This window comes from Methanobrevibacter sp., assembly GCF_045120835.1.
In the GTDB taxonomy this organism is placed as follows: domain Archaea; phylum Methanobacteriota; class Methanobacteria; order Methanobacteriales; family Methanobacteriaceae; genus Methanocatella.
The window spans coordinates 17,681-43,173 of sequence record NZ_JBGVFE010000091.1 but is presented as its reverse complement, the minus strand read 5'-3'; the positions used below and the strand labels follow the sequence as shown (position 1 = coordinate 43,173).

Here is a 25,493-nt window from a genome sequence, read left to right as displayed (position 1 = left end):
TAAATCGAATGTCAATATTTTTGGAGCGACGGTAACCTTGCCTACTCCAGTAATAATTTTATAAGCTTCAAACGCTTCAAGACAACCAATCAGATTTGGTGTAGGTCCAATTACTGGTGGAACACCTGAAGTTACATTTTTCAAAGCTTCAACAGTTTCTTCTGTTAATTCTTTTCCTATTGAAGGCAAATTGAACATTTCCTCATATGTCTTGTCACTGTTGGGTAAAAATACTGTGATTTGACCTAATGTGCCGTGAATTGCCCCGTGGACGTAAGGGATTCCCTTTTCCTTTGCGGTCCTTGAAACGATAACTCTTGTCAGAACGTTGTCAAGTGCATCAATTACGATATCCGAATCCCCTATGACTTTATCAATGTTAGTTTGATCAACATGCTCGTTGAAGGTGGTTACTTTGACATAAGGGTTAATTAATCTTACCTTTTCAGCGGCAACGGCACTTTTGTCAAGACCCAAATCTGCTATGGATGCCAATGTTTGTCTGTTTAGGTTTGACAGATCAAATGCATCTTTATCGACCAGTACGAGCTCGCCAATACCCATTCTTGCAAGCATTTCAATAGTCTCTCCACCAATTCCTCCACAGCCGATGACTGTGATTTTTGCATCTTTAAACCTTTGCTGTTCGCTTTTAGTTACTATACTCATTTGACGGGAAGCAATTTCCCAGTATCCATCACCAATGTATCTTGTTGGCATATTATCTCACCTTTAAATATTTCTTCTTAATTTTGGCAGTATTTCCATAAATGCATCAAGCGCATCTTCATAAGTTTTATAGTCATTTCCCTTAATCAGTCCATTTTCATTAATGATTAAGTTATTCAGCTCTATTTTTTCCTCATCAATTGATAGGATTTCATCATCAATCTGTTTTTTTGTATCTTCAAGGTTTATTGTAAAAGGAAGTTTATATGAAAATGAATCTTCCGCATACTCGATACTGATGTACTCGTTATCATCAATTTCCGATAAATTTAATGTGACTTTTTCAAAACCTTGTGATTTTAATTCATTGTTGATGAGCTTAAATTTATCCTCTTCAACAATTTTATCAATCCTGTCCACCTCAACTATACAATAGCTATTAAAATCCCTAACTTTGACAATTTCACAATCCGTTTTTGATAGGATATAGTCTTCACAGTTGTTAATTCTGTCAATTTTATCTTTTGTAGTTTTTGTATTAGTGGGGATTCTGGTTGCAAGGCAGGTTGTTGATCTGGAATAGGGGATATCGTTTTCATTCAGATATTCATGGATTTCCTTTGAATCCAATTTGGCTTCGATGAATGGGGTTTCAAATCCTTTGCCATATGTAACAAGTATTCCTGGCCTGTCGATTACCAGATCACTAATGTTGTTTCCATCACAAATGAAATCAAATCCTTTTTGGGTGGCCGATTCCTTTATTTTAGAATACATTAGATTCCTGCAGGTATAACATCTGCGGGGGTCATTGGACAGGAAGTAGGAGTCTTCATAAAAATCAATATCTATAACTTCATGCTTTATTCCAAAGGATTGAGTAACTCTTTTGGTATTTTCAATAAATCCTGTTGGAAACAGATGGTTATTTATTGTAATGGCTAAGGTGTCTTTTGCAACTTTTGAAGATAAGTAAGCCATCAGTGTTGAGTCGGCCCCTCCTGAAAATCCAATGGCCACCTTTCTGTCCTTTAAAATATTTTTGACAATATTTATCTTATCCTCTAAGTCCATGATATCCCTTTAAAAATGTTAAGAGCATCAGAGATGCTCTTCTGTTTTATTGAGTTTTTTTATATTTAGGAGTTATTTCACTCAATTAATATTTCTGTGTTTTATATATTTTTACGTTTTGGAGACAAAAAAACAATTGGTTGTTTTGTTTTCACCCGAGCTATGGAAAATATAACAATAGTTATTTTTTCCAATAATATCAATAATGTTATTTCACATATAAATACTTTGTTATTTTATTCACTTTGCAGAGTTTTTGAAATTTTTTGCAGTTCTGTCAAAAATCATAAAATTTAAATCAAATGAAAATTATAACAATTGTTAAAAAAAGAGGTTGGTGGTAAAATGAACTTCAAGTTAAAGTTTAAAGACATAAATGAATCACGTGAATTAACTGAAAATTATACCGTACAGGATTTGTTAAATGATTTGGGATTGTCTGCTCAAACTATAGTTGCAAAGCAGAATGGGGAATTGACAATTGAGGACAGCATTATTGATGACGGTGATGAGATTCAGTTGGTGCAGATAATATATGGCGGTTGAACTATTGGACTATCCCAAAACCTGATAGATTATCTCAAAAGCAAAAAATGCCATAAAACATACCATCCCATAATTTAAAAACATTGTTTTAATTGGATTTTTAAGTGCAATTTCCGTTTTCTTTCCATTGAATCTTGCTTTTTTGAATTTTGAAAATCCGTATATGCCAATAATTAATGATGAGAATATGATGAGCACATAAATCAGAAGAATTCCAAAATCGAATAGGTTGAAGCTGCTTTGTAGGGATGCAGCAGAGTTTGCAATGACTATACTCACCACTGATCCCATTAGGTTAACGATTAGGTGCAGTATTATTGTGTAGATTATCTTTCCGGTTTTTATGTAAACGTATGCTAAAAATCCACCCATCAAAAGGGCATAGAAGAATTGGTTCAGGTTTCCATGAAATAGTGCAAATATGACTGCCGAAAGTATTATGGACACTTTTGCACCATATTTGATTGTCCGGTCTATTAACAATTTTCTGAATAATATTTCTTCAAATATCGGAGCCATTATGCTAATTACCAGCAGATTAAACCAAATGTCTGCACTGTTTATTAATTCCTGAACGGGATTTGCAATATTGCTTTGCAGACCTGAACTAAGGAGGTAGGTAATGATCAGTCCGATGATGTTGCCTATCCACATCAGTGTCAGGGTAATTCCAATGTATAGGATAAAAGTTTTGACATTAACCTTGGTCTTTTCAACTTTGACGTCATCTATTTTTTTCATTAACCAGTAAAAGATTGGAAATGGTAGAATGTAATTGCAGATTGATGACAATGTGCTTATGAAATTAATGTCATTTAAATATTGTGGATGGATCATATTGAATATATTTAAAACTATTATCTGGCAAATAAGTGCCAACACTCCCAATATAAGGTAATTGAATCCTATTTTTGAGAAAAACTTTTTGTAAATATTCATATTTCCACCTTTTTTTAAAATTGTTTTTAGTTAATTGTATTTAACTGTATCTATCAAAAATTTAGGCATTCCAAAATATTTATATAATATTATCAACAAATTTAGTCATACCTAAAAAATGGAGATTGTGTTTTGACAGGGAGTTGGCATTCAATAAGGGAGACAAATTTGGTTGTTTAATGTCCAATTCATTGTTTAAGAAAAATTCAATTATAAATTTTAGGTTATTTCTTGAAAGTTTTTGTTTCGGGGAATTAAAAATTAAAAAAGGATGGTATAAAAATGAAACGTAATGATATTATTAAACAGTGTGTAGAACATAAACATGCATTAATTTTTGCAGCAGGTGTTGCAACAGCCATTATTGGTAAAAAAGTAATAGAATCACAAGCTTTTAAAGATGCAGCAACCAGGGGAATGGCAACAGTAATCTCAGCTAAAAAAGATGCTGAAGAAGCTTTTCAAGACATGAGAGAAAATGCTGAAGATATTGTTGTAGATGCAAACGCTGATACCAAAAAAGAAATCTATGTCGAATCAAAAGAATAAGCACTATTTTTTGTGATGAAAATGAAGTATCAAGTAATGCATGATGGTGGGTCTCGCTTAAGGGTCCGTGCCGGCCAATGGGCTTTCACTAAAGAGGAAGGCTATGGCCTCGCTTCATTACTTTTAAATCATGATTTTATCGATGAGGTTTTCACATCTCACAGAAACGGCAGTATCATTATATACTATGATGGAGATGTTGAAAACAGGCAGAAGATTTTAGACATCTTAAACGGAATCACCTTGGATGATTTGGTTGAGGCCGAACCAACACAGACTCAGCTTTCAAGAGAAATTACAGACGACTTTTACTTAAAATTGTCAAAAATGATTTCCCGCAGGTTGCTTGGAAGATGGTTTTTGCCGATGCCGATTAAAAATGCATTAACCATTTATCATGCTATGAGATATGTCTGGGAAGGTTTGGACAGTCTGACAAGCTTCCGTGTAGATGTGGCTTTGCTTGATGGTGCTGCAGTTGCCGGTGCTTTGATGCAAAGGCAATATCAGCCTGCAAGTTCCATGATGTTCTTATTGTCAATCTCCGACGCTTTAGAAGATTATACAGTACAAAAAGCTAAAAATACTTTAAAAGACAGTTTGGCTTTAAATATTGATACAGTCTGGGTAGTCGGAGAGGATGGAACTGAAGAGCAAGTTTCCGCTATGGATATTAAGAAAGGAGATAAAATCAAGGTTCACATGGGTGATGTCATTCCTGTGGATGGAAAAGTAGTTGACGGCGAAGGTATGGTTAATGAAGCTTCAATGACTGGAGAACCGTTGGCAGTTCACAAAACTTTTGGAAAAACTGTACATGCTGGAACAGTTATGGAAGAAGGAAACATTACTGTTGAAGTCTATTCTATGAACAAGGAAACAAGATTGAATAAGATCATTGATCTGATTGAAAATTCCGAGGAACTGAAAGCTGAAACTCAAAGCAAGGCTGAAAAATTGGCCGATTCCATTGTTCCATATAGTTTCCTGGCAACAGCCCTGACATATCTGATTACAAGAAATTCAACAAAGGCATTATCCGTGCTTATGGTCGATTTCTCATGTGCAATTAAATTGACAACACCTCTATCAATAATATCTGCAATGCGCGAAGCATCAGACAACAGGATGATGGTTAAGGGAGGCAAATTCCTTGAAGCCTATGCAAATGCCGATACAATCGTATTTGACAAAACAGGAACATTAACTAAAGCAACACCAAAGGTTGTTGAAGTCATTCCAATGTCAAGAAGATACAAGCGTGATGAGATTTTAAGGATGGCCGCATGTATCGAAGAGCATTTCGCACACAGTATAGCTACAGCCATTGTAAAACAGGCCGAAAAGGAAGGTCTCAAACATGAAGAGGACCACAGCGAAGTTGAATATATTGTGGCCCATGGAATTGTAACGGAATATGACGGCAAACGTGCGGTAATTGGATCTGGACATTTCCTGTTTGATGATGAGAAGGTCAAAGTAACCAAAACCCAAGAGAAAAAAATAGCGGAAAAATCATCAAAGCATTCTGTGGTCTATTTGGCTATTGATGGAAAACTTGAAGGCCTTATCTGTATTGATGATCCGGTTAGGAATGAAGCGAAATATGTAATTCAGGAGCTAAAGGCATTGGGTATTGAAAATATAATAATGCTTACCGGAGATAGCGAAAGCGGTGCTAAGGCAGGTGCTGAAGCGCTTGGAATATCACAATATCGTTCGCAGGTACTTCCAGAGGATAAGTCAAGGATTGTCGAAGAACTGAAAGAGGAAGGCAAAACCGTAATCATGGTTGGTGATGGCATAAACGATTCGCCTGCCCTTGCTGCGGCTGATGTATCCGTTTCAATGAAGCATTCATCAGACATTGCCCGTGAAGTGGCGGACATATCATTGCTGTCTGATGATTTGTATGACCTTGTTACCTTAAGAAAGCTAAGCGTTGGAATGCTTGATAAGATCAACACCAACTATCGCAATATTGTTGCGGTAAATGGCTCACTCTTGGTTATGGGAGTGCTGGGTGTAATCCCGCCGTCAACATCATCAATGATACATAATTTATCTACCATGGTATTTGGTGCGATGAGTACGAAATCTGTTTTAGGTGATGATAATATTGAAGTAGAAGCTATTGAAGTGGCTGATGCTTCATAATTTTTCTTTTTTATTTGATTTTTTTTAAAGTTTTTATACTATTAATGCAATACTTATTAGTGTATAAAAATTATTAAGTGATGTAATGTTTGAAAATTATAAGAATAAATTTATTCCATTAATTTTACCAATCTGTTTGATTGTTTTCTGGTATTTAATTACTGAGGGATTAGGTATTGTAAATCCATACATATTGCCTGGTCCTATTACAGTTTGTGAATCTGCCTGGACATTAATATTAAGTGGAAAACTTCTTACAAATACTTTAGATACATTATACAAGGTATTTGGTGGTTTAATTTTAGCAGCAATTGTTGCTATTCCATTAGGTATTCTGCTTGGGTGGTACAAAACCTTGGAGGATATTGCAACCTTGGTTATCAGTGTCTTAAGGCCAATTCCTCCTGTTGCTTGGATTCCGTTTTCAATATTATGGTTTGGAATTGGTATGTTTCCTGCAGTATTCATTATTTTTATGGGATGCGTATTCCCAATATTGGTTTATACAATTGATGGAGTTAAAAGGACTGATAAGGTTTTAATAGAATCTGCCCAGACTTTGGGTGCAAGTGATTGGAACGTTTTAAGAAGAGTTATTCTGCCTTCAACAGTTCCATATATTGTATCAGGACTGAAAGTTGGAATAGGTATAGCTTTGATGTGTACAATTTCAGCTGAAATGGTAGGTTCAAGTAGTGGTTTAGGTTATATGATTTTAACAGCAACTAGTTTATTTGACCCAGGTACGACCGTTGTTGGAATGTTGGACATTGGGTTAATTGGTATTGTCTTTGATTTTGTATTTACTAAAGCGCAAGAGAGGATATTCTGGTAGGTGTTGATATGTCCATTGAAGTGAAAGATATTAACAAATCATTTAAAAGTAAAAAAACAGATCAACTATCAGTTTTAGAAGATATTAATCTAACTATTGATGACGGAGAATTAGTTTGTCTTTTAGGCCCTTCAGGTTGTGGCAAAACCACTCTATTAAGATTGATTGCAGGTCTTGATCATCCAAGTTCCGGAGAGATTATTGCAAATGGTGAAGTTGTTAAGGAACCATCAGGTGATCGGGCAGTAATTTTCCAACAATATTCATTATTCCCATGGTTAACTGTACTGCAGAATGTAACATTTGGTCTTGAGATGACAAAACAGGGTACAAAAGAGGAAAATATTGCGGCTGCCGAGAGATACCTGACCAGTGTTGGCCTGATTGACTTTAAGGATAGCTACCCTCATGAACTTTCAGGGGGTATGAAGCAAAGGGTTGCAATAATCAGGTCCCTGCTTAATCATTCACCAATCCTGCTCATGGATGAGCCATTTTCTGCATTGGATATGCAAAACAGGCACAGGCTTCAAGAACAGCTGATTGGGGTTTGGAAAAGATTTGAAAACACAATAGTTTTTGTAACTCACGATGTTGATGAAGCAGTATATCTGGCGGATAAAATTGTTATCATGGGTAAAAATCCTGGAAGAATTGACAATATCGTTGAAGTGGATATTGAAAGACCAAGAAAAAGGGATTCAGAAGAATTCATTACACTTCAAGAATCAATTGTAGAAAAATTAGATATGGGAGAATAGTTATAATTTGGCTATTAATGTCCCATAATTTCCATTTTTTATTCCTTCATAGACATAATCCAGAGCATTTAAAATGGAAGTATTTAAATCATTATTTTTTGCCAGATATGCGGTTATGGCCGCTGATAAGTTGCATCCGGTTCCATGAAGATTATCGGTTTTGATTAATTCTTGTTTTACTGTTGAAACTTCCCCATCAATATTGATGGTGTTTATGCCATCCAAATGGCCTCCGGTGATTAGACTGTCGCATTTAATTTTATGCGAAGCGGCTGCTGCATCTTCTTTTGAATTTATTTTTAACTTTGTTAATTTTTCGGCTTCTGAGATATTCGGTGTTGTTAAAACAGCTTGGGGAAGCAGGTATTTATTTAAGGCGTTTGCCAAATCCTCTTTAGTCAGGTCTCCACCTGATGTTGCAACCATTACCGGGTCAACAACTGCCTTTAGATTATACTCTTTAATCTTTTTTGAAACTGATTTGATGATTTCTGGTGAGTATAACATTCCGGTTTTAATGAATTCCACATCATAGGAATCCATTACGGAATCAATCTGTTCACATATATATTCTTCACTGACTGGAAGTGTTGAAAAGAACTTATATGGATTTTGAGAAGTTAGGGCAGTTACGATACCGGTTCCATAAACGCCAATTGCCTGAAATGTCTTTAAATCGGCAAAAACCCCGGCACCTCCTGACGGGTCCACGCCGGCAATGCTCATCACAATCATCTAATCAGCTCGTGTAACCTTCAAACGTTCGCTTCCACGGAAAGATTCAACATTGACCTTTAATTCTTTCAGGTATTGTCTTGTGTGTGTCTTTTCACCATGAATCATGATTTCTCCCAAATCTTCAGTGGTATTCACGTCCAATGCCATGAAGAATGAATCATGAACCTGCGGATTCAGTTTCTTCTTTTCGGCAATATTGACATGCTCCTTATAGCTGAACCCTTCATAGCGGGTGCGGATGGCCATAGGTTTCATAATTATCATGTTTGTTCCGCCCCCTTTTGATGGGACAATGATAAAGTCCAGACTTTTTGCAGCATCGATTACCATTTTGACATTGGTTTTTCCAATCAGGGGAACATCGCTTGGAACGATCATGATTTTTCTGGTCTTCCCTTTGCAGTATTTCATTGCCTGGGTCAGTGCCTTGTTTAAATTGGAATTTTCATTTTCCAGAACGGTTTCTACATTCAGACTTTTTGCATAGCTTAAAACATCTTCGTCACGGCTGATGATTAATATTTTATCAACGTGTCTTTTTAAAGCATCGGTAACGTCATGAAGCATCACTTTCAAGAGTTTTTCCCTTTCTTCATCGGATAGAAAAGGGGATAATCTTGTTTTTGCATTTTTGAATGTAGTAACAGGTATTATTGCATGAATGTTATCCATAGTATCACTAGTATGTTTTAGCTATTAGGGCAACGTATTTGGCATCTTTTCCGCTGGCTATGCATTTGCCTTCGGACACTTCTTCCTGAATGCCCAAGACGTCATAACCGGTTTTTTCTTCAATTTCATGGCCGACATCTTCATCTCCGCACCACAGGAATTTAACAACATTTCCGGATTCTATTAATTCTGGAATTTCATCCAAACTTTCTGCAAATTTGACATGTTCTTCCTGGAAAGCCAATGCCTGGGCAGATAGGCTTTCGGATGATTTGTCTAGAAGTTCAATGATGTTGTCAGCCAATGAATCATCCAAAGGTATTTCAATTTTCTCTTCTTCGTCCCTTCTCATTGCTATTGTAATGTTGTTTTCCAAATCACGAGGTCCCAATTCAAGTTTTATTGGAGTTCCCTTCAATTCCCAATCATTGAATTTCTTGCCCGGTCTGATGTCTCTGTCATCAATATTGACTCTTAGGCCGTTGGATTCAAGGATGTCCTTAATTTCTGAGCATTTTGCCAAGACCTCTTCCTTTCCTTTTTTAAATAAGATTGGGATTATTGTTACTTGGTTAGGTGATACTTTTGGCGGCAGGCGCAAACCTTTGTCATCTCCATGGATTCCAATGACTGATGCGATAACTCTATCTGATACTCCTGCACAGGTTTGATAAACAAGTTTATGTTCTCCGTCCTTATCTTCAAAGGTTATATCGAAAGTTTTGGCAAAAGTCTGGCCTAAATTATGGATTGTACCAATCTGCAGGGTTTTACCGTTTGGCATTATAACGTCGAAGGCCATTGTGTAGTCAGAGCCTGGGAACTTGTCCCATTCAGGTCTTTTTGATATCAGATATGGGATTCCCAAATCATCAAAGAATTCCTTATACATTTCAATGAAGTCCTGAATCTGCTTGTCGGATTCCTCTTTTGTTGCATGGGCGGTATGTGCTTCTTTAAAAGTAGTAATTTCCCTTACTCTGATTAAAGGCCTTGTGTGTTTTGTTTCATATCTGAATGTGTTTACAATCTGATACATCTTAATTGGAAGATCGATGTGTGTCCTAATCCAAAGGGAATACATAGGATAGATTGCAGTTTCACTGGTTGGCCTTAGGGCAAGGTGTTCGTTTAAGTCAGTTTGCCCACCTTTTGTAACCCAGTATACTTCATCCTCAAATCCCTTAACGTGAATACCTTCCTTTGCAAGCTCAGTTTCAGGAACAAGCATTGGGAACAGTACTTCTTCATGGTCCTTATCCAATAATTTTTTAATAATGTTCATTGAGTGTTTTCTTATCTGAAAACCGTATGGTCTCCAAACTGCCATTCCCTTAATAGGATATCTTGAATCAGTAATGTCTGCTTGTTCTAAAATGTCATGAAACCATTCGTCAAAATTTTCCACCATATCACCTAGAATAATTTTTATAATATTAAATTATCTGTTTTTAATAAGTATTAAATTATTTGATTTAAACAATCATTAAGAAAGTTATTTATAATTATCATTTACATATATAAGTAATGTATAATTTAATTCAGGAGATATTATGAGCAATAGGAAAATACAAATGCCTCGTGAAGTTTACATCGATCCGGGTATTATAAAAGACACTGGTGAGATTTGTAAATCTCTGCATTTAGACAAAAAGATTTTAATCGTTACAGGGTCTCATACATATGATGTAGGTGCAGTACCTGTAATCGAAAGCCTTGAAAAAGAGGATATTGAATATGATGTTGTAAAAGTTAACAATGCGTCTGAAGATTCAATATCTGAAGTTGAACAATACATTACACCGGATACTACTGTTTTAGGCATTGGCGGAGGTAAAGTTATTGATGTGGCTAAACTCTCTTCATATAATCAGGGCGTATATTTTGTTTCCATGCCAACAACCGCTTCACATGACGGTATTGTATCTCCTATGGCATCAATAAAAAATCCTAATACTTCAATATCTGTTAATGCACACTCCCCGATAGCTGTAATTGCAGATTCTGAAATCCTCGCACAGTCACCATTCAGATTGCTTGCTGCAGGATGTGCCGATTTGATTGCAAACTTTACTGCTATTAAGGATTGGGAATTGGCGCATAGATTGAAAAATGAGTCATTTTCAGAGTCCGCTGCAGCATTGTCAATAATGTCTGCTCATCTGATTACTGACAATATTGCCAATATCAAGCCCAATCTTGAGCCTAGTGCAAGAATAGTTATGAAATCCCTGTTCAGCGGAGGAATGGCAATAAGCATTGCAGGTTCCAGTCGTCCGGCAAGCGGATCTGAACATCTCTTCTCACATGCGCTGGACAAGATTTTAGACAGGCCTGCCCTTCACGGTGAGCAGTGCGGTATTGGAACAATAATGATGATGTATCTTCATGGTGGAGATTGGAAAGCAATTAGGGAAGCTTTAAAATCAGTACAGGCTCCAACAACTGCAAAGGAATTGAATATTGCAGATGATGATATTATCGAGGCATTGGTGATGGCTCATAAAATCAGGCCTGAGAGATATACTATCTTGGGAGACAACGGAATTTCTAAAGAAGCCGCCTATGAATTGGCTCATAAGACAGAGGTGATTTAAATGATTACATTGATAGGTAAAGATTTAGCAAAAGAAGGTCAGGAATTTGTTTTTTTAGGTCCTGCTGATGAATGTGAAAACTGCAGATTTAAATCATCTTGCGTTGGAAACTTGGAATTAAACAGGAAATATGTGGTTACTGACGTGAAGGAAAATGAACAGAAATGTCCGATTCATTCTGGTGGGGCTGTAATTCCTGTTGAAATTGACAGGGCTAAAATAGATGTATTGACCACTTCCAAAAACATCTTTGAAGGTTCAACATTCACATTTAATGCTCCCGACTGTGATGAGAAATGTGATTTCCATGACTTGTGTTTTCCTGACGGATTGATTGAAGACGACAAATGCATCGTGTTGGAAAATCTTGGTAAACATAAAGAGGAATGCAAAAAAGGTTTAAAACTTAATAAACTTACTTTAGGGTTCGTGGTATAGTGAAAAATGCTAGCAGTAATGATTCAAGTAAAAGGAATGCAGGCTACAAGGCTGCAGAATATGTTGAAGATGGAATGGTTTTGGGACTTGGAACAGGTTCAACAACCCATTATTTCATCGAAAAAGTAGGAATGAGAATTGCCGATGAGGGAATTAATGTCATGGGAATTCCAACATCATTCCAGTCATTATTAAAGGCAAAGGAATGCAACATTCCAATAACAACCCTTGAAGAGCATGACATTGACTTGTCAGTTGACGGAGCAGATGAGGTCGACTCCGAGTTCAATCTAATCAAAGGAGGGGGAGCCGCCCATACCAAAGAAAAGATTGTCGATTATGCTGCAGATAAATTCATTGTCATTGTTGATGAATCCAAAGTTGTTGAGGAGTTAGGTGATTTTCCAGTCCCTGTTGAAGTGCTTCCTGATGCATCACGCAGAGTCATCAAAGAACTGGAAGATATGGGGGCAACTTGTGAGATTAGAATGGCTCAAAGAAAAGACGGTCCGGTAATAACAGATAACGGCAACTTTGTAATCGATGCCAAATTTGAAAAGATAGATTCTCCTGCACATCTGGAAATTGACTTGAATACCATTCCAGGCGTTGTGGAGAACGGAATATTCTCACAGATGGTCGATAAGGTAATTGTTGGAACTCCTGAAGGTACTAAAGAGTTATAGGTGATAATGTGCCTATTTTTGATATTCCTGATATGAAAGATTTGATTTACAAGGCAGCCATTGTTCTGGGAGCCATGATTGTATTTTATGGTGTATTATGGTTGCTTGCGACATTAGGGATAATTCCGGCAATCGTTGCGGCAATATTTCCGCAAATTGTGATAATTATCCTAGGTTTATTCATTATTTACACTGCTGTGGACCGCAGAAAGAAATATTATTAAAAAAAGAAAATTAAAAGAGATTTATTAAATCTCTTATTTTTTAACTGTTATTTTTACTTTTTTAGCTACTTTATCGAAGTATGCGTTACCTGCAAAGCTGACTGTAGATTTGTAAGTTCCTTTTTTAGTCAATTTGGTAATCTTAAATGTAGCTTTACCTTTTGCGTTTGTAGTTGCTTTAAAGGTTTTACCTTTAACTTTAATGGTAACTTTTGCATTTGCGATAGCTTTACCTGATTTGGATTTTAAGGTAACTGCATATTTTTTGGTTTTCTTTTTAGCCTTGAATGTTTTCTTTTTAGCAGTAAGTTTACTTGCTTCTTTGGTGATTTTTACAGTTGCAGTTGCAGTTGCTGCTTTGTATGCATCGTCACCATCGAAAGTAACTGTAGCCTTTAAAGAACCTGTTGCAGTAGCCTTAAGGGTTACAGTAGCAACACCATTTGCATCGGTAATTGCTTTGTAATCAACACCATTTAAGTTAACAACAATTTCTTTACTTGCTAATGGAGTAGATCCTGCTTTAAGTGTAACCTTGTAGGATGAACCTTTTTCAATTTCTTGCAGATAGACTGATTTTTCAGGTGCAGTTAATGTGGCAGAGGTTCTATCATCAGTAACTGTAACTGTTGCATTTCCATTTGCAGATGCATAGTTATCATTTCCGGCATATGAAATTTTTGCGGTGTAATTGCCTGCAGTTAAATCCAATGGAATGCTTGCAATACCTTTTTCATCAGTTGTAGCAGTATAATTGACTCCGTCAATGTTTGCTATAATATTCTGTTTGGCTATTGCTTTTCCGTTTTGGTCAATTAAAGTTACATTCAGGTTTCCTTTTTTGTATCCTGCTGAAACATCATCTGCGTTAAGGGTAACACTTTCCTTATCGGAATAGGTTCTGATTACATTATCTGCTGACTGATATTTGTTGTCAGCTCTTGCAAGGTAGGTTACGAATGTCGGTGGGAAAGGTAATGAGTCCAGTTTATATGAATTTGTTCCTATGGTTACATTGTAGTATCCGCCACCGAGGAGAATACCGATTCTGCTTCCTGTAATTGTGTTGTTGAATATTACTTCATTTCCAGATCCGTATGCAGTAATTCCGCTAATTTTTGAATCTTTGATGGTATTGTTGTAAACTGTGTGTCCTTTTGAATGCATAAGGTAAATACCTTCTTTGGAACCAGTAATTGTGTTGAATGCAATGGTTACATTAGGTCCGGTTCCGTGTCTTGTATCGATACCATGGTTAACGGCGTTTGAAACTGTATTTTCTACAATAATTGCATTAGGGGAACCAAAGTTCATAATACCGGTAGTGTATACATCATGTACGGTGTTTTTACTGATGATGCTGTCGGAAGAGTATTGTTCGAAAATACCCCATGATGCGCCAGTAACGTCACATCCGGTTATAACTAATTTTTTGTTTGATTCTGCATAGATTCCTGCGGTTTTATATTCATTTGTATTGGCGTTTACTTTTGTAGTGTCATATTTAGGGTACTGTCCTATGATATTCAAATCACTTACAACAACGCCGGTTGTGTTTAAAACGTATAGCACTGCATTGTATCCCACTGCATATCCTCCCTCAGCAGTTGCTGATTTAACTTTTGCTGGAACATTATTTAGGTAGGTTGTCTGTGAGAAATTGGATACTACACATCCTACTAAAGTAGCATTGTTTCCGAAAATTTTGATGTTCTTATCTGTGTAAATGCAGATGTCGTTATAAACTGCATTTTTGGTGAATACTAATGAATCCCCATCTGACATGCCGTTTATCATGGTTTGAATATTGTCGCTGGTAGCCCCTTCAACAACATTCCATTCGGTTCCGGTCTTTTTCAAGATTGTATCGTAATCAATTGAAATGTCTTTAGGAGCATCAATTCCGGTATATGCAACATAGTTTGGTGAGTAGCTGGACATGTCACTAAAAGTACCCATCATGTTTGTAGCGCTTTGGTAGTCTGATTTTGCTTCAGCGACATAATATACGAATGTTGGTGGATATGGTAAGTTGTCTAATGCGAAGGTGTTTTCACCTATGGTAATGTCTGAATATCCTCCGCCTAATAAAACGCCGATTCTGGATTTTTGCATTTTATTTCCGTTAATTTTTATGTTGGATGAACCGTAACATGAAATGGAACTGATTGTACAGTTTATCAATGTGTTGTTTGCTGCGGTGTGTCCTTTTGAGTGCATTAGGTAAATTCCTTCTTTTGAAGCGATTATGGTATTGTTAATTACCTGTACATTTGGTCCGGTTCCATGTCTAACGTCGATACCGTGATTTTTAGCATTGATAATCTTATTTTGTTCAATTTGTGTTCTGGCTGAACCGAAGTTTAGAATTCCGGTCACTTCCTGATTTTGAATTGTGTTTTTAGTTATTTTACCATCATTACAATATTGTAAATACAATCCCCATGAAGATCCATCCAAAACATTGTTGTTAAATGTCATGTTATCTGAATTCATTGCATAGACTAATGCATTGGAATATGTTGAGGAACTGTTTGCACCGCCTATGATTGTCAATCCGTTAATTGTAACTCCAGTAGTTTTAACAATGTATAGTGTTGCAAGGTTTGCAATTGCATATCCACTTTCATTTGTTGGTTTGTAGATTATTTCTGGAGTGTTATTTATTGAAGGATTGTCATATCCGACTAATTTTGCACCATTACCGTTTACAGTAATGTTTTTGTTGATATAAATGCAGATGTCAGTATATGTTCCCTCTTCGAAGTTTAATGTATCACCATCGGACATACTATTTATTGTATCTTGTATCTCAGAGCTGCTTGAACCTGCGTTAATAGTATGTTGTGCTGATAACTTTTCATCGTCACCTTGACTGATTGTTGATACATCATCAGTTTGTTGTAATGAATCAGTATCTGAAATTTCTTCAGCAAATACTGCACTTGAGCTTATAATTACAACAAAAACTAATAATATAGCTAATATTAAGTTATTTTTATTCATTATTTCACTCTTCATTAAAATTTAATCATTGCTTATTCATAAAAAAAATCGATAAGCAACTAATTATATATTGTATTTTTTATCATATTTAAATTGAAATGTCTTTAATATGATATATAACATTGTTAAGAAATGTTAAAGCACTAATCGATTGTTTATTTTTCTTTTTTTTGGTTAAATTTTAACAAAATTTATATAGTGATGCTAAATAAATACTTTAATGTATAATCAATATTAAAGTAAAATTACTTCGATGAATTCAGCATTTCCTAAATGCTATTTAACTAATTAATTTTTCTCAATAGTTAATTAAGTTCATATGATTATGTTTAATAAGTGATTTTGCATTGATTAAAGTACTGTATTGATTATAAGTATATATCGAGGAGAGAGATATGAATAAAAAATTTTTAAATATTTTGTTCATATGCTTAATTAGTTTGTTTATGGTTTCGGCTGTAAGTGCAACTGATGAGTGTCAAGCTAATGAAACGGCTACTGGTGAAAATACAAATTATCAAATAACCTCTGATTTGAAAAATGATGAGATTCAGATGATGTTTGATAGGGCTATTGAGGGGGATACTTTCGAGTTTACTGATAGTGCATATAATGATATTTCATTGGTGGTTGATAAAAAGATTAACATTATATCAAAGACTGGCTCTAAAGTTTACACTTCAAATCAAATAAGCGCTAAAGCTAAAAACTTGGGAATAACTAATACTTTCGGATTTTACTTTACATCAAATGGAGTGGGTAGTGTTTTATCTGGAATCACTATCATTGCCTCAAATAGCGATTATGGAATAATTGTTGACTCGACCCGAGATGTAACAATCAGCAATAATGTGATAACTGGCGGAAAAAACTCAATTTTAGTTAGAGATGCTCAGGCGGTTAAATTAACTAACAATCATCTTTCAAAAGCCAGCATGAATGGTGTCCAACTTCAGAATGTGGCAAATTCATTGATATTCCAAAATGAAATTTCATACAATAAAAGATCAGGTATTGAAACATCCAATATTTATTATTGTAACATAACCAATAATACACTTCATCACAATGATTTTAATGGAATTTCAATGTATAATCTGTCTAATGGAAATATTATCAAGCATAATCGGGCTTATGAAAACCCTAATGGTATTTTTATTGATTCACAATCCACATCCGATATTGTAAATGCCAATTCATTTACATATAATCGCAGAATTACCGATTATGAATTGGGAGCATTTGAATCTGGAAATGGATTGCTTTTTGGTGAGCACTTTCTGACTGAAAAAGAAGGCAGTTCAAAGAGATTAGAAGTAAAATATAATGTTTTAGCTCATAATGAAGGTTATCAGGCTAAAAACAATCCCGATTTGCCGGTATTTAAGTTAGGTGACAATTGGTTTGATTCAACTGATGATGAAAATACCTTTGTCTGTCCAATGCTTCTTGCAGGAATAATGAAGATGGGAACAATATCCGTTAAAAATGGTATTGGCCTTCAGATGTATGATACCCAAGGTCAGGCAGTTAAGGAATTTGGAACATTCGATACTACTGTAAACATTGATGGAAATACCTACACTGCGAAGTTTGTTAATGGAAAAGCAATCATTGATGCTAATTTGGATCCGGATAAGGAATATGATGTTCAGGTTAACATTGGTGGAAAGCCGGTAACATATAAGTATAAAGCCGCTTCCGGCCAAAAAGGCGAAAATGAAGATTCCTCAACATCAGACAAGACGGAAGGAAATGCCGGTGCATCAGGATTTAATCCAAAACCATCAAGCGGCTCCAACACAGGTGTTTCTAAAGGTACCGGTTCAAAAGATGGAACTTCTAATAGTGCCCATTATGCAAATTCCGATAAATCTGGGGTTTATGGGACTAATGCCTCTGGAGATTATCAGGATTCTTCCGATAATGGTGAAAGTGCATTGACTAACGGTAATGTTGAAGCTGGTGATGCCAGTGAAGGTGAAGTTTCTCAAGAAGGTAAAGCATATGAAATAGTGCCTCCTAGTAAGATTTCAAAAGAAATCAATGACACATCAGGTCTTGTTGTATTAAGTATAATTTCTATTATGGGAATGCTTATTTACGGATACTGGCGTAAGGAAGAGTACGAATAATTTCTTTTCTTTTTTTCTTTTATTATTATATAGTTTGTAATTCAAACTATTATTATGGCAACTGAAACACATTCTTTGAAATTAAACACCAGCAAGAAATTTGAAATCATTGACATTACGTCCCAAATCAACGATTTGATCAATATAGATAATGGAATCATCTCTATTTTTTCAAAACACTCCACTTCAGCCATTGTTGTAAATGAAAATGAGCCGGGGCTACTGAAGGATTTTGAATCATGTCTAGGCAATCTGATTTCAGAGGAATTTAACTATTTTCATGATAGGATTGATAATAACGCTTCATCACATCTAAAATCATTTTTGCTTTCTTCAAGCGAATGTCTGCCAATCAAGAATTCCAAACTTGACCTTGGAACTTGGCAGTCTGTTTTTTTCGTTGAACTTGATGGGCCTCGAAGCAACAGAAGCATAAGTTTAACTATAATTGGAGACTAAACTATTATTAAGATGTGAACAGGGATGGTGTTTAGATGGATGATGAGACACTTAAGATGTATGGTTATGTAATCAGTTCGTCATATAGGCAGAAATCTATCAAGTCTTTAAATGAAAGCAATAAAATTCCAACTGACCTGGCAGGAGATATTGGAATTAGAACAAACCATGTATCTAAGGTTTTAAGAGAATTGAAAGATTGTGGCATTGTTGAGTGTATTGATGAAAGCAAACGTAAAAATCGAGTTTACAGATTAACCCCAAAAGGTCAGCACATAGCTAGATTTATCGAGTGAAAAGTTTAGGTTTTTTGAGGGGGGTGTTTGATAATTGAAGAAATGGACAATAATTTTAATAGTTATGATTATCCTATTGATAATACTAATAGTTCTATTTAGTAATTATGGCACTCCTTCAAAAGTAAGTGACTACGCATATATGGAAACACAAATGAGAAAGTTATGGTATTGAAAAAGAATTAGTTGAAAAATTCAATTTCAAATGCAATAACCGGATATTCCAAAGTGAAGTTGCTTATGACTTCAGGGGATACCTCACCAAAGAATCCCTTAATGCTGCCGTATTGAGCATTGCCTACAACATCTGCCACCCTACCAGCAATGAATGTTTTGTTTTCACTGTCAGAGATTTCCATTGTATATCCAAGATTTGACAAAAGGCTTGTTACAACGGATTTGATTTCAGTAAAGTTTGCAGTTGAATGACAGATTACTCCGGCCAATTTTTTGGATGAAACGCTTTTGTTTTCTTTTGTATCGTCCAAGTATAGCACATCACCAATTTCGAATATCTTTTGTGGAAGGTCTTCGTGCTTGTTGTCTTCTAAAAACTCCATCAGGGAGTTAATCAGGCTGGTTCTAATCATGGTTCTGTCAATGGTAATAGGTTTTGCAACCTGGACGTGCGGCTTTTCTTCCTGATTCATATTTTCGTAATGTGCCTTTTCACTTGTAAGCATTAAACTCATTACTTCCAGGAATCCCAAGCCGATCATCACTTCACGAATTGTACTTTCCGCTTTAAACCAGTCGTTTTCATATGCAACTGTATTGATGTCGGGAAGTTCTGCTACAACATCGTTTATGTGGTATTGCACTGCAATATTTTCAACAATGTCCACCTCATGCAAGATGTCTACCCTGTAGGCGGGAATGATTGCCTTTACTTCATTGTCACTTATGATTTCAGCATCAAAGCGTGCTTTAAATAACAGTTCTTTGATGTCATCGGCAGTTAAGCTAGTTCCTCCAATCAGTTCATTGGCGGTATCTACATGAACGTTCATCTCCTGTGGAGTTAAATCCGGAGTTACTATGGTCTTGTCTTCGTATCTGACTTCCATTGACTTGATTTGACCTCCAACTTCAGCAAATGAGGAACAGATGATATTTAATGCCTGGTAGACAGCTCTTTCATCAGTACCTGTAACATCAACAATGATATTGTGAGTATCCTCTTTAAGTTTGGTCAACTCTCCATTGATGATTGGTGGCATGGACAAAACATTATCGTCCTTATCTAAAATCAATGGATATTTATCAAAATCTTCGATTAAATGGGCATAGGCTTTACCTTTGTCATGTTCGGTTAAGATTTCATCAGGAGTCATTTCGCTTTCTTTTTCCAAAGGAACAAATGCATTGGCATCTTTTGGAGTTGCAATATACTTGAATGGACCGGATACGACATCTGCATTATGAATACCAATTGCCACTTTTTTCCTGTCTCTTCCAATAACCCAGTGAAGGTTTTCCTGGAAATCCATTACATACTTTAGCTTGTCGCCTGAAAAGTCAACCTCATCGATTTTTGCAAATCCGATGAATGGCCTGATTGCTGCAACATCGCTGTCGACAGTAACATATTCGCCAGATTCCTCAACTTTATAGTCGGGAAGTCCGGTTTCTTGACCAATGAATCCTTTAAAAGATCTGGCTACTCCTTCAACAGACAAATTGTCCGGACGGTTTGGGAAGAATTCTACTTTGATTTCCTCATCATCAAAGTCTTCGATATCGCTAGACATCATAGGCAATGTGTCTATTAACTCATCTTTTTCCATTTCGATTCCTAAATCTTTTAAATCTTGGTATTTGAATGTTATTACTGGCATTTGGTATACTCCTTATTAAAATCCATAAATTAAAATGAAAAATAGAGATTCAACTACAAAATGTAGGGCTCTATGTTCTATTTCGCCCATATTGCGTATCAATATGGTATGGGATACATCAATTACAAAATGAATTAGGGCTGCTAGAATTCCTATAATCGGGTTTAGGAAAACTATTGACAAAACAATAAAATGAAATCCGGCTTCCATTATCTCGTGAGCTAACCATGTTTGCCAAGTTGTTTTAGTGGCCTGTTGGATTAAGCCACCCAAAATTATGTAGAAGTTATTGAATACTTTCCACATGATTGTTGTGTGTAGTATATCGCTCATAGCCAGCACAATTGCAACAAAAAACCATAATAAATTCATTGTTTGACAGTCCTTTAATATTTGATAATATTAATAATTTGATTTTATTATTAAATATAGTTAACTATTCAATCGCTGTTGTGAAACGATTAAATTGCTTTGGTATTGAAAAATTATTTTACTCTTGAATTAATTCTCTTTTAGATTTTTTTATAATTACTTTTTTAAATAATAAACAACATATTTAATAATATTATTTTTACTTTACTTATTAGGAGAAAATATATGTCAAAAGAAGATATTCCTAAAGACTATGATTTTAAAAAAGAAAAAGAATGGGAGAAGAAATGGGAAGATGAAAACATCTACAAATACATTGGAGATGGATCTCGTCCTAGATACATTATTGATACTCCCCCACCATACCCAACAGGTTCTATTCACTTAGGGCATGTCTTAAATTGGGTTTACATTGATATGAACGCAAGATACAGAAGACAAAAAGGCTTTGATGTTTTATTCCCTCAGGGTTGGGATTGCCATGGTCTTCCAACTGAAGTTAAGGTCGAAGAAACTCATAATATCAATAAGAATGATGTTTCAAGAGCACAATTCAGACAGTATTGTATTGATTTAACTGGTAAAAACATTGCAAGCATGAAAAAGGACATGAAAGCGATGGGTTACTCCCAGGACTGGTCTCGTGAGTTTGTAACAATGACTCCAGAATACATGAGAAAAACCCAATATTCATTTTTGAAAATGTATGATGAAGGGCTGATTTATCAGGGAATTCACCCTGTAAACTGGTGTCCTCGCTGTCAAACAGCGATTGCATTTGCAGAGGTTGAATACTCTGACAATACCACATTTTTAAACTATGTTAACTTCCCTCCTGCAGTTGATGATTCATATGAGGATATAGTGTCTTCACAAGCATCAGGTAAACAGGCAGACCCTAAAGATGAAGGCATTTTGATTGCGACAACTCGTCCTGAATTAATGTCTGCTTGTGTTGCCGTTGTAATTCATCCTGAAGATGAAAGATACATACACCTTTTAGGAAAATATGTTGAAGTTCCATTATCACATCAGAAGGTTAAAATCATTGCTGATGAAGAGGTAGATCCCGAATTCGGTACAGGTGCGGTAATGATTTGTACTTTTGGGGATAAGACTGATGTAAGTTGGGTTCAAAAATATGATTTAGAGATTATCAATGCAATCGATGAGACAGGTACATTGACAAGTGCTGCAGGCAGATATGAAGGAATGGACTTGCAGACATGTAAAAAACAGACCATCGAAGATTTGGACAGCGAAGGTTACCTGTTAAAACAGGAGCAGGTTGACCAGAATGTAGGTCAATGCTGGAGATGTAAAACTCCAATTGAGATTCTTGTCAAAAAGCAATGGTTTGTAGCAGTACGTGATTTAATTGAAAAGACAAAGGTTGCAGCAGATGAAATGAAATGGGTTCCTGAACACATGAAATCTCGTATGGTAAACTGGGCAGATTCCATGGAATGGGATTGGTGTATTTCAAGACAAAGAATATTTGCAACCCCTATACCTGTATGGTACTGTAAAGACTGTGGAAAAGTCATATTGCCAGATGCAGAAGACTTGCCGATTGATCCAACTGTAGATAAGCCAAAGCATGCATGTGAATGTGGCTGTGAAGAGTTTATCGCAGAAGAGGATGTTTTGGATACTTGGATGGATTCATCCATTTCTCCGTTATCCATTGCAGGATGGCCTGATGAGGATTATGTAAATCATTTCCCATCAAATATCCGTCCACAGGGACACGATATTATCCGTACATGGGCATTTTACACTACCTTGAGATGTATTGCCTTAACAGGTCAAAAGCCGTTTGACGATATTGTAATCAACGGTATGGTATTTGGTGAAGATGGAAACAAGATGTCCAAATCAAGACCTGAGTTTGTTGTTGGACCTGAAGAGGTAATTGAACAGTATGGTGCAGACTCACTAAGGACTTGGGCCGCAAACAGTGTACCTGGATCTGATGTAATTTTTGACTGGAAAGACATTAAGCACGGATACCGTTTCCTGAGAAAATTCTGGAATGCATTCAGATTCATCAGCATGCAGATTTTTGATGAGGAAATTGATTACGAAGATGTTAAGGATAATTTGGGTCCTATTGATTTGTGGATTTTATCAAAACTCAATAACTTAAATAAAACTGTTGATAGTGCATTTGCAGAATATAACTTTGCACAAACAATCACTCCAATCGAAAGATTCTTCTGGCATGATTTCTGTGATGAATACATTGAAGCCGTTAAATACAGATTATATACTGATGTTTCAGATGAATCACGTAAAGCTGCAAAATACACTTTAAGAACAGTTGTGGAAACATCTCTAAAATTACTTGCTCCAATAGCACCATTCTTTACAGAAGAGGTTTATCAATACTTCTCAGATGAATCAATCCATACAACATTATGGCCGGAAGTTCATGAAGAATTGATCAGTGCAGAAATGGAAAACAAAGGTGAAACTACAGTTGAGTTGATTGATGAAGTGAGAAGATTTAAATCAGCATCTAAAATACCATTGAATGCCGAATTGTCAGAAGTAAACGTTTACACTTCAGACGAAGATTTGGTTGAAATATTCAATGAGTTTGATGATGATTTGAAAGGAACTTTAAAAATCAATAATTTGGCAATCAGTGCCGGAAAGCCTGAAGTTCATGAAAAAATCATTGAAGTGGAACCTGACATGTCTCAAATAGGACCTACATTCAAGGGTGACGCAGGCAAAATCATCGGTTATCTAAAATCTACTGATATCGATGAAATCGGTTCCGTTTTAGAGGAAAATCATGAACTGACAATCGGTGAAATTGTAGTTCCTGAAGATATGTTGAATATTAAAAAGGAGATTGTTGGAGCATCTGGTAAAAAGGTTGATATCCTGCAGTCCGAAAAATTAGACATGATTGTGGAAGTAATTAGATAATTACTTTCCTTAAACTTTTTTTTTTAAAAAATAATGAAGATAAATTGGAAATATCTATCTTCAGTTAAATGTCCTTAATGTTTATTGCATTTAATTTTACTTCGTCTTTTGATTTGTCATAACCTTCTTCTAGATAAAATGAGACTTTCACGCCTTCCCTATATTTATTCGGATCGCCCTTGAATTCAAATCTGTTGAAGTAATATGATTCTCCATCATCTCGCTTGATAAATCCTGATTTTCCATGAGGGAATATCCTATTGATGACGCCGTAATTTGGGTCTTGATTTTTGAATTTAAATTCCTTCCAGAATGTTTTAAGTTCTTTTTCGATTTTCCAGTATTCAGTGTTTTCAGTGTCAAATCCGGCATCAAGAATTTTTTCCTTTAAATCTTCTTCAATTCCCCATTCTTTATGCAGACGGATTGAATAGATTAGATAAGCGTGTTTTAAGGCGATTTCAGGATTGTCTTCCTCAAGCAAATCTTCCAAAAGTGAATACAATTTGACTTTTTTATCACTGTCTCCCTGACTAAGTGCTGCTGAAACTGCATATTCAAGAGATTTGTCTGTTTCACCTTTGAAGAAATAATTTTCAGCGATTTCCCATTTGATAAACCAATCTTTTTTTGTTTTGTAGATGTCTTTCAGATATTCAATGGCTTCGTCATATTCGGCTAGTTCCCTACATGACCTTGCAATTCTCCATTTAAACCAAACGTCACTGTTGTTTGTAAAATGACTTAACTTTTCTAAAGCTTCTTTTGAAACGGTTAAGCATTCATCATAGTCCTCGACTTCCTGAAGTGATTTTGAAAGCCAGTTGTAATATTTCTCTTTGTTGGATGCAAGTTTTACATCTCTTCCATCACTGGTTGTAAATGAAGAAGTTTTTGTACTTAAATAATCGGGATTGAGCTTGTCTGCCCAAATAAGAATATTCTCATAGTCCTTCTGTTTGTATAAATAATCAAGAAGCTTCATCATTGACATGGTATATGCGCAAGCTCCATCTTTTTTTGATTGATTTTCCTGATTTACTAATTCTGTAATTAAATCTACTGCTTCAAACAAATCTGTTTCGTCTTCAGGATTTTTTACATAAAGCTGATAGAGCGCCCAACTGTAAAAACGTTTATCCCAGATTGTAAACGCTTCAGGATGTTCCAAATAAAGGGATTCATATAGATCTTTTGCATCACTATAGTTTTTGCTTTGGTAATTGTTTTTTGCTTGAGCTAAATCCTTTTTAATATTTTCACTCATTGTATCACCACAATTTGGTATATGTGTATAAATTGTTAGTGGAATTATTTAAATGTTGATATTTTCTCTTGAGCAATACCTTAAAAACAATATTGTAATTGCTTTAAAATTTAATATTCCAATGTAAATATTGTTATTTACTTATTTAAACTATATATAGTAGATATTATATAAATAACTAATGGAGATGAGTTAATCTCTTTTTTCATTTGATTTAGGAATTGTGCTTCATTGACTTTTTGGGGGTTCCTTTTTTTCAAATAAATTCCTTTCTGACATGCATACAAAAACTCAT

Annotated in this window: 23 protein-coding genes; 13 read left to right on the top strand and 10 right to left on the bottom strand. The window is 35.5% G+C overall.

Annotated features, from left to right (window positions below):
* The coding region (locus tag ACJMLO_RS08280) for a HesA/MoeB/ThiF family protein (protein ID WP_405295744.1) at nucleotides 1-720 on the bottom strand (720 nt) is incomplete at its 3' end.
* Between the two features lie 12 nt (nucleotides 721-732).
* Entirely contained in the window at nucleotides 733-1,743 is a 1,011-nt protein-coding gene (locus tag ACJMLO_RS08275) for a TIGR00268 family protein (RefSeq protein ID WP_405295742.1), read from the bottom strand.
* Between the two features lie 345 nt (nucleotides 1,744-2,088).
* Here ACJMLO_RS08275 and ACJMLO_RS08270 point away from each other — a divergent pair, with 345 nt between their 5' ends.
* Entirely contained in the window at nucleotides 2,089-2,289 is a 201-nt protein-coding gene (locus tag ACJMLO_RS08270; protein WP_405295740.1) for a MoaD/ThiS family protein, read from the top strand.
* A gap of 9 nt (nucleotides 2,290-2,298) precedes the next feature.
* Here the strand turns inward: ACJMLO_RS08270 and ACJMLO_RS08265 are convergent, their stop codons facing one another.
* On the bottom strand, nucleotides 2,299-3,228 hold the full coding sequence (locus ACJMLO_RS08265; protein WP_405295738.1) for a CPBP family intramembrane glutamic endopeptidase: 930 nt from the start codon (nucleotides 3,226-3,228) through the stop codon (nucleotides 2,299-2,301).
* Between the two features lie 282 nt (nucleotides 3,229-3,510).
* Here ACJMLO_RS08265 and ACJMLO_RS08260 point away from each other — a divergent pair, with 282 nt between their 5' ends.
* The 4 genes from ACJMLO_RS08260 to ACJMLO_RS08245 all read left to right on the top strand — a co-directional run bounded on the left by ACJMLO_RS08260 (nucleotide 3,511) and on the right by ACJMLO_RS08245 (nucleotide 7,530).
* Nucleotides 3,511-3,777 carry a DUF6110 family protein gene (locus ACJMLO_RS08260; protein ID WP_405295736.1) on the top strand — a complete coding sequence of 89 codons (267 nt, stop codon included), beginning with the start codon at nucleotides 3,511-3,513 and terminating at the stop codon, nucleotides 3,775-3,777.
* Nucleotides 3,778-3,798: 21 nt separating this feature from the next.
* Entirely contained in the window at nucleotides 3,799-5,934 is a 2,136-nt protein-coding gene (locus ACJMLO_RS08255; protein ID WP_405295734.1) for a heavy metal translocating P-type ATPase, read from the top strand.
* Nucleotides 5,935-6,019: 85 nt separating this feature from the next.
* Nucleotides 6,020-6,769, top strand: a complete 750-nt coding sequence (locus tag ACJMLO_RS08250) for an ABC transporter permease (RefSeq protein WP_405295731.1) — start codon at nucleotides 6,020-6,022, stop codon at nucleotides 6,767-6,769.
* Nucleotides 6,770-6,777: 8 nt separating this feature from the next.
* The gene (locus tag ACJMLO_RS08245; protein ID WP_405295729.1) at nucleotides 6,778-7,530 is read left to right on the top strand and encodes an ABC transporter ATP-binding protein; all 753 of its coding nucleotides are present in this window, start codon (nucleotides 6,778-6,780) and stop codon (nucleotides 7,528-7,530) included.
* Here the strand turns inward: ACJMLO_RS08245 and thiD are convergent, their stop codons facing one another.
* From thiD to proS, 3 genes are read right to left on the bottom strand one after another with little or no spacing between them, the layout of a single operon-like run.
* Entirely contained in the window at nucleotides 7,531-8,265 is a 735-nt protein-coding gene (thiD, locus tag ACJMLO_RS08240; protein ID WP_405295727.1) for a bifunctional hydroxymethylpyrimidine kinase/phosphomethylpyrimidine kinase, read from the bottom strand.
* Entirely contained in the window at nucleotides 8,266-8,940 is a 675-nt protein-coding gene (gene cofC / locus ACJMLO_RS08235; RefSeq protein WP_405295725.1) for a 2-phospho-L-lactate guanylyltransferase, read from the bottom strand.
* 7 nt (nucleotides 8,941-8,947) lie between these two features.
* Complete coding sequence (gene proS / locus ACJMLO_RS08230; RefSeq protein ID WP_405295723.1) at nucleotides 8,948-10,351, bottom strand: proline--tRNA ligase; 1,404 nt, start codon at nucleotides 10,349-10,351, stop codon at nucleotides 8,948-8,950.
* 142 nt (nucleotides 10,352-10,493) lie between these two features.
* On the opposite strand from proS, the gene ACJMLO_RS08225 reads away from it, so the two are divergent.
* From ACJMLO_RS08225 to ACJMLO_RS08210, 4 genes are read left to right on the top strand one after another with little or no spacing between them, the layout of a single operon-like run.
* Nucleotides 10,494-11,537, top strand: a complete 1,044-nt coding sequence (locus ACJMLO_RS08225; RefSeq protein ID WP_405295721.1) for an NAD(P)-dependent glycerol-1-phosphate dehydrogenase — start codon at nucleotides 10,494-10,496, stop codon at nucleotides 11,535-11,537.
* Complete coding sequence (locus ACJMLO_RS08220) at nucleotides 11,538-11,975, top strand: UPF0179 family protein (RefSeq protein ID WP_405295719.1); 438 nt, start codon at nucleotides 11,538-11,540, stop codon at nucleotides 11,973-11,975.
* Nucleotides 11,975-12,661: a ribose-5-phosphate isomerase RpiA gene (gene rpiA / locus ACJMLO_RS08215; protein WP_405295717.1), complete on the top strand. Its 687-nt coding sequence runs from the start codon at nucleotides 11,975-11,977 to the stop codon at nucleotides 12,659-12,661. The genes ACJMLO_RS08220 and rpiA overlap by 1 nt, the downstream gene beginning before the upstream one ends.
* 8 nt (nucleotides 12,662-12,669) lie before the next feature.
* On the top strand, nucleotides 12,670-12,885 hold the full coding sequence (locus ACJMLO_RS08210) for a hypothetical protein (RefSeq protein ID WP_405295715.1): 216 nt from the start codon (nucleotides 12,670-12,672) through the stop codon (nucleotides 12,883-12,885).
* A gap of 33 nt (nucleotides 12,886-12,918) precedes the next feature.
* On the opposite strand, the gene ACJMLO_RS08205 is transcribed toward ACJMLO_RS08210, so the two are convergent.
* A complete protein-coding gene (locus tag ACJMLO_RS08205; RefSeq protein ID WP_405295713.1) occupies nucleotides 12,919-15,891 on the bottom strand; it encodes a right-handed parallel beta-helix repeat-containing protein in 2,973 nt (990 codons plus the stop codon).
* Between the two features lie 395 nt (nucleotides 15,892-16,286).
* On the opposite strand from ACJMLO_RS08205, the gene ACJMLO_RS08200 reads away from it, so the two are divergent.
* From ACJMLO_RS08200 to ACJMLO_RS08190, 3 genes are read left to right on the top strand one after another with little or no spacing between them, the layout of a single operon-like run.
* Nucleotides 16,287-18,026 carry a NosD domain-containing protein gene (locus ACJMLO_RS08200; protein WP_405295711.1) on the top strand — a complete coding sequence of 580 codons (1,740 nt, stop codon included), beginning with the start codon at nucleotides 16,287-16,289 and terminating at the stop codon, nucleotides 18,024-18,026.
* Nucleotides 18,027-18,080: 54 nt separating this feature from the next.
* Nucleotides 18,081-18,485 carry a secondary thiamine-phosphate synthase enzyme YjbQ gene (locus ACJMLO_RS08195; protein ID WP_405295709.1) on the top strand — a complete coding sequence of 135 codons (405 nt, stop codon included), beginning with the start codon at nucleotides 18,081-18,083 and terminating at the stop codon, nucleotides 18,483-18,485.
* A gap of 35 nt (nucleotides 18,486-18,520) precedes the next feature.
* A complete protein-coding gene (locus tag ACJMLO_RS08190) occupies nucleotides 18,521-18,781 on the top strand; it encodes a winged helix-turn-helix domain-containing protein (protein ID WP_405295706.1) in 261 nt (86 codons plus the stop codon).
* A 182-nt stretch (nucleotides 18,782-18,963) separates the two neighbouring features.
* Here the strand turns inward: ACJMLO_RS08190 and pheT are convergent, their stop codons facing one another.
* Together pheT and ACJMLO_RS08180 are read right to left on the bottom strand one after the other, a co-directional pair.
* Nucleotides 18,964-20,619, bottom strand: a complete 1,656-nt coding sequence (pheT, locus tag ACJMLO_RS08185) for a phenylalanine--tRNA ligase subunit beta (RefSeq protein WP_405295704.1) — start codon at nucleotides 20,617-20,619, stop codon at nucleotides 18,964-18,966.
* A gap of 15 nt (nucleotides 20,620-20,634) precedes the next feature.
* A complete protein-coding gene (locus ACJMLO_RS08180; RefSeq protein WP_405295702.1) occupies nucleotides 20,635-20,991 on the bottom strand; it encodes a hypothetical protein in 357 nt (118 codons plus the stop codon).
* Nucleotides 20,992-21,216: 225 nt separating this feature from the next.
* On the opposite strand from ACJMLO_RS08180, the gene ACJMLO_RS08175 reads away from it, so the two are divergent.
* Nucleotides 21,217-23,931 (top strand): valine--tRNA ligase, encoded by a 2,715-nt coding sequence (locus tag ACJMLO_RS08175; protein WP_405295700.1) that lies wholly within the window; start codon nucleotides 21,217-21,219, stop codon nucleotides 23,929-23,931.
* A 64-nt stretch (nucleotides 23,932-23,995) separates the two neighbouring features.
* On the opposite strand, the gene ACJMLO_RS08170 is transcribed toward ACJMLO_RS08175, so the two are convergent.
* The gene (locus tag ACJMLO_RS08170) at nucleotides 23,996-25,198 is read right to left on the bottom strand and encodes a hypothetical protein (RefSeq protein WP_405295698.1); all 1,203 of its coding nucleotides are present in this window, start codon (nucleotides 25,196-25,198) and stop codon (nucleotides 23,996-23,998) included.
* Nucleotides 25,199-25,493: the final 295 nt, after the last annotated feature.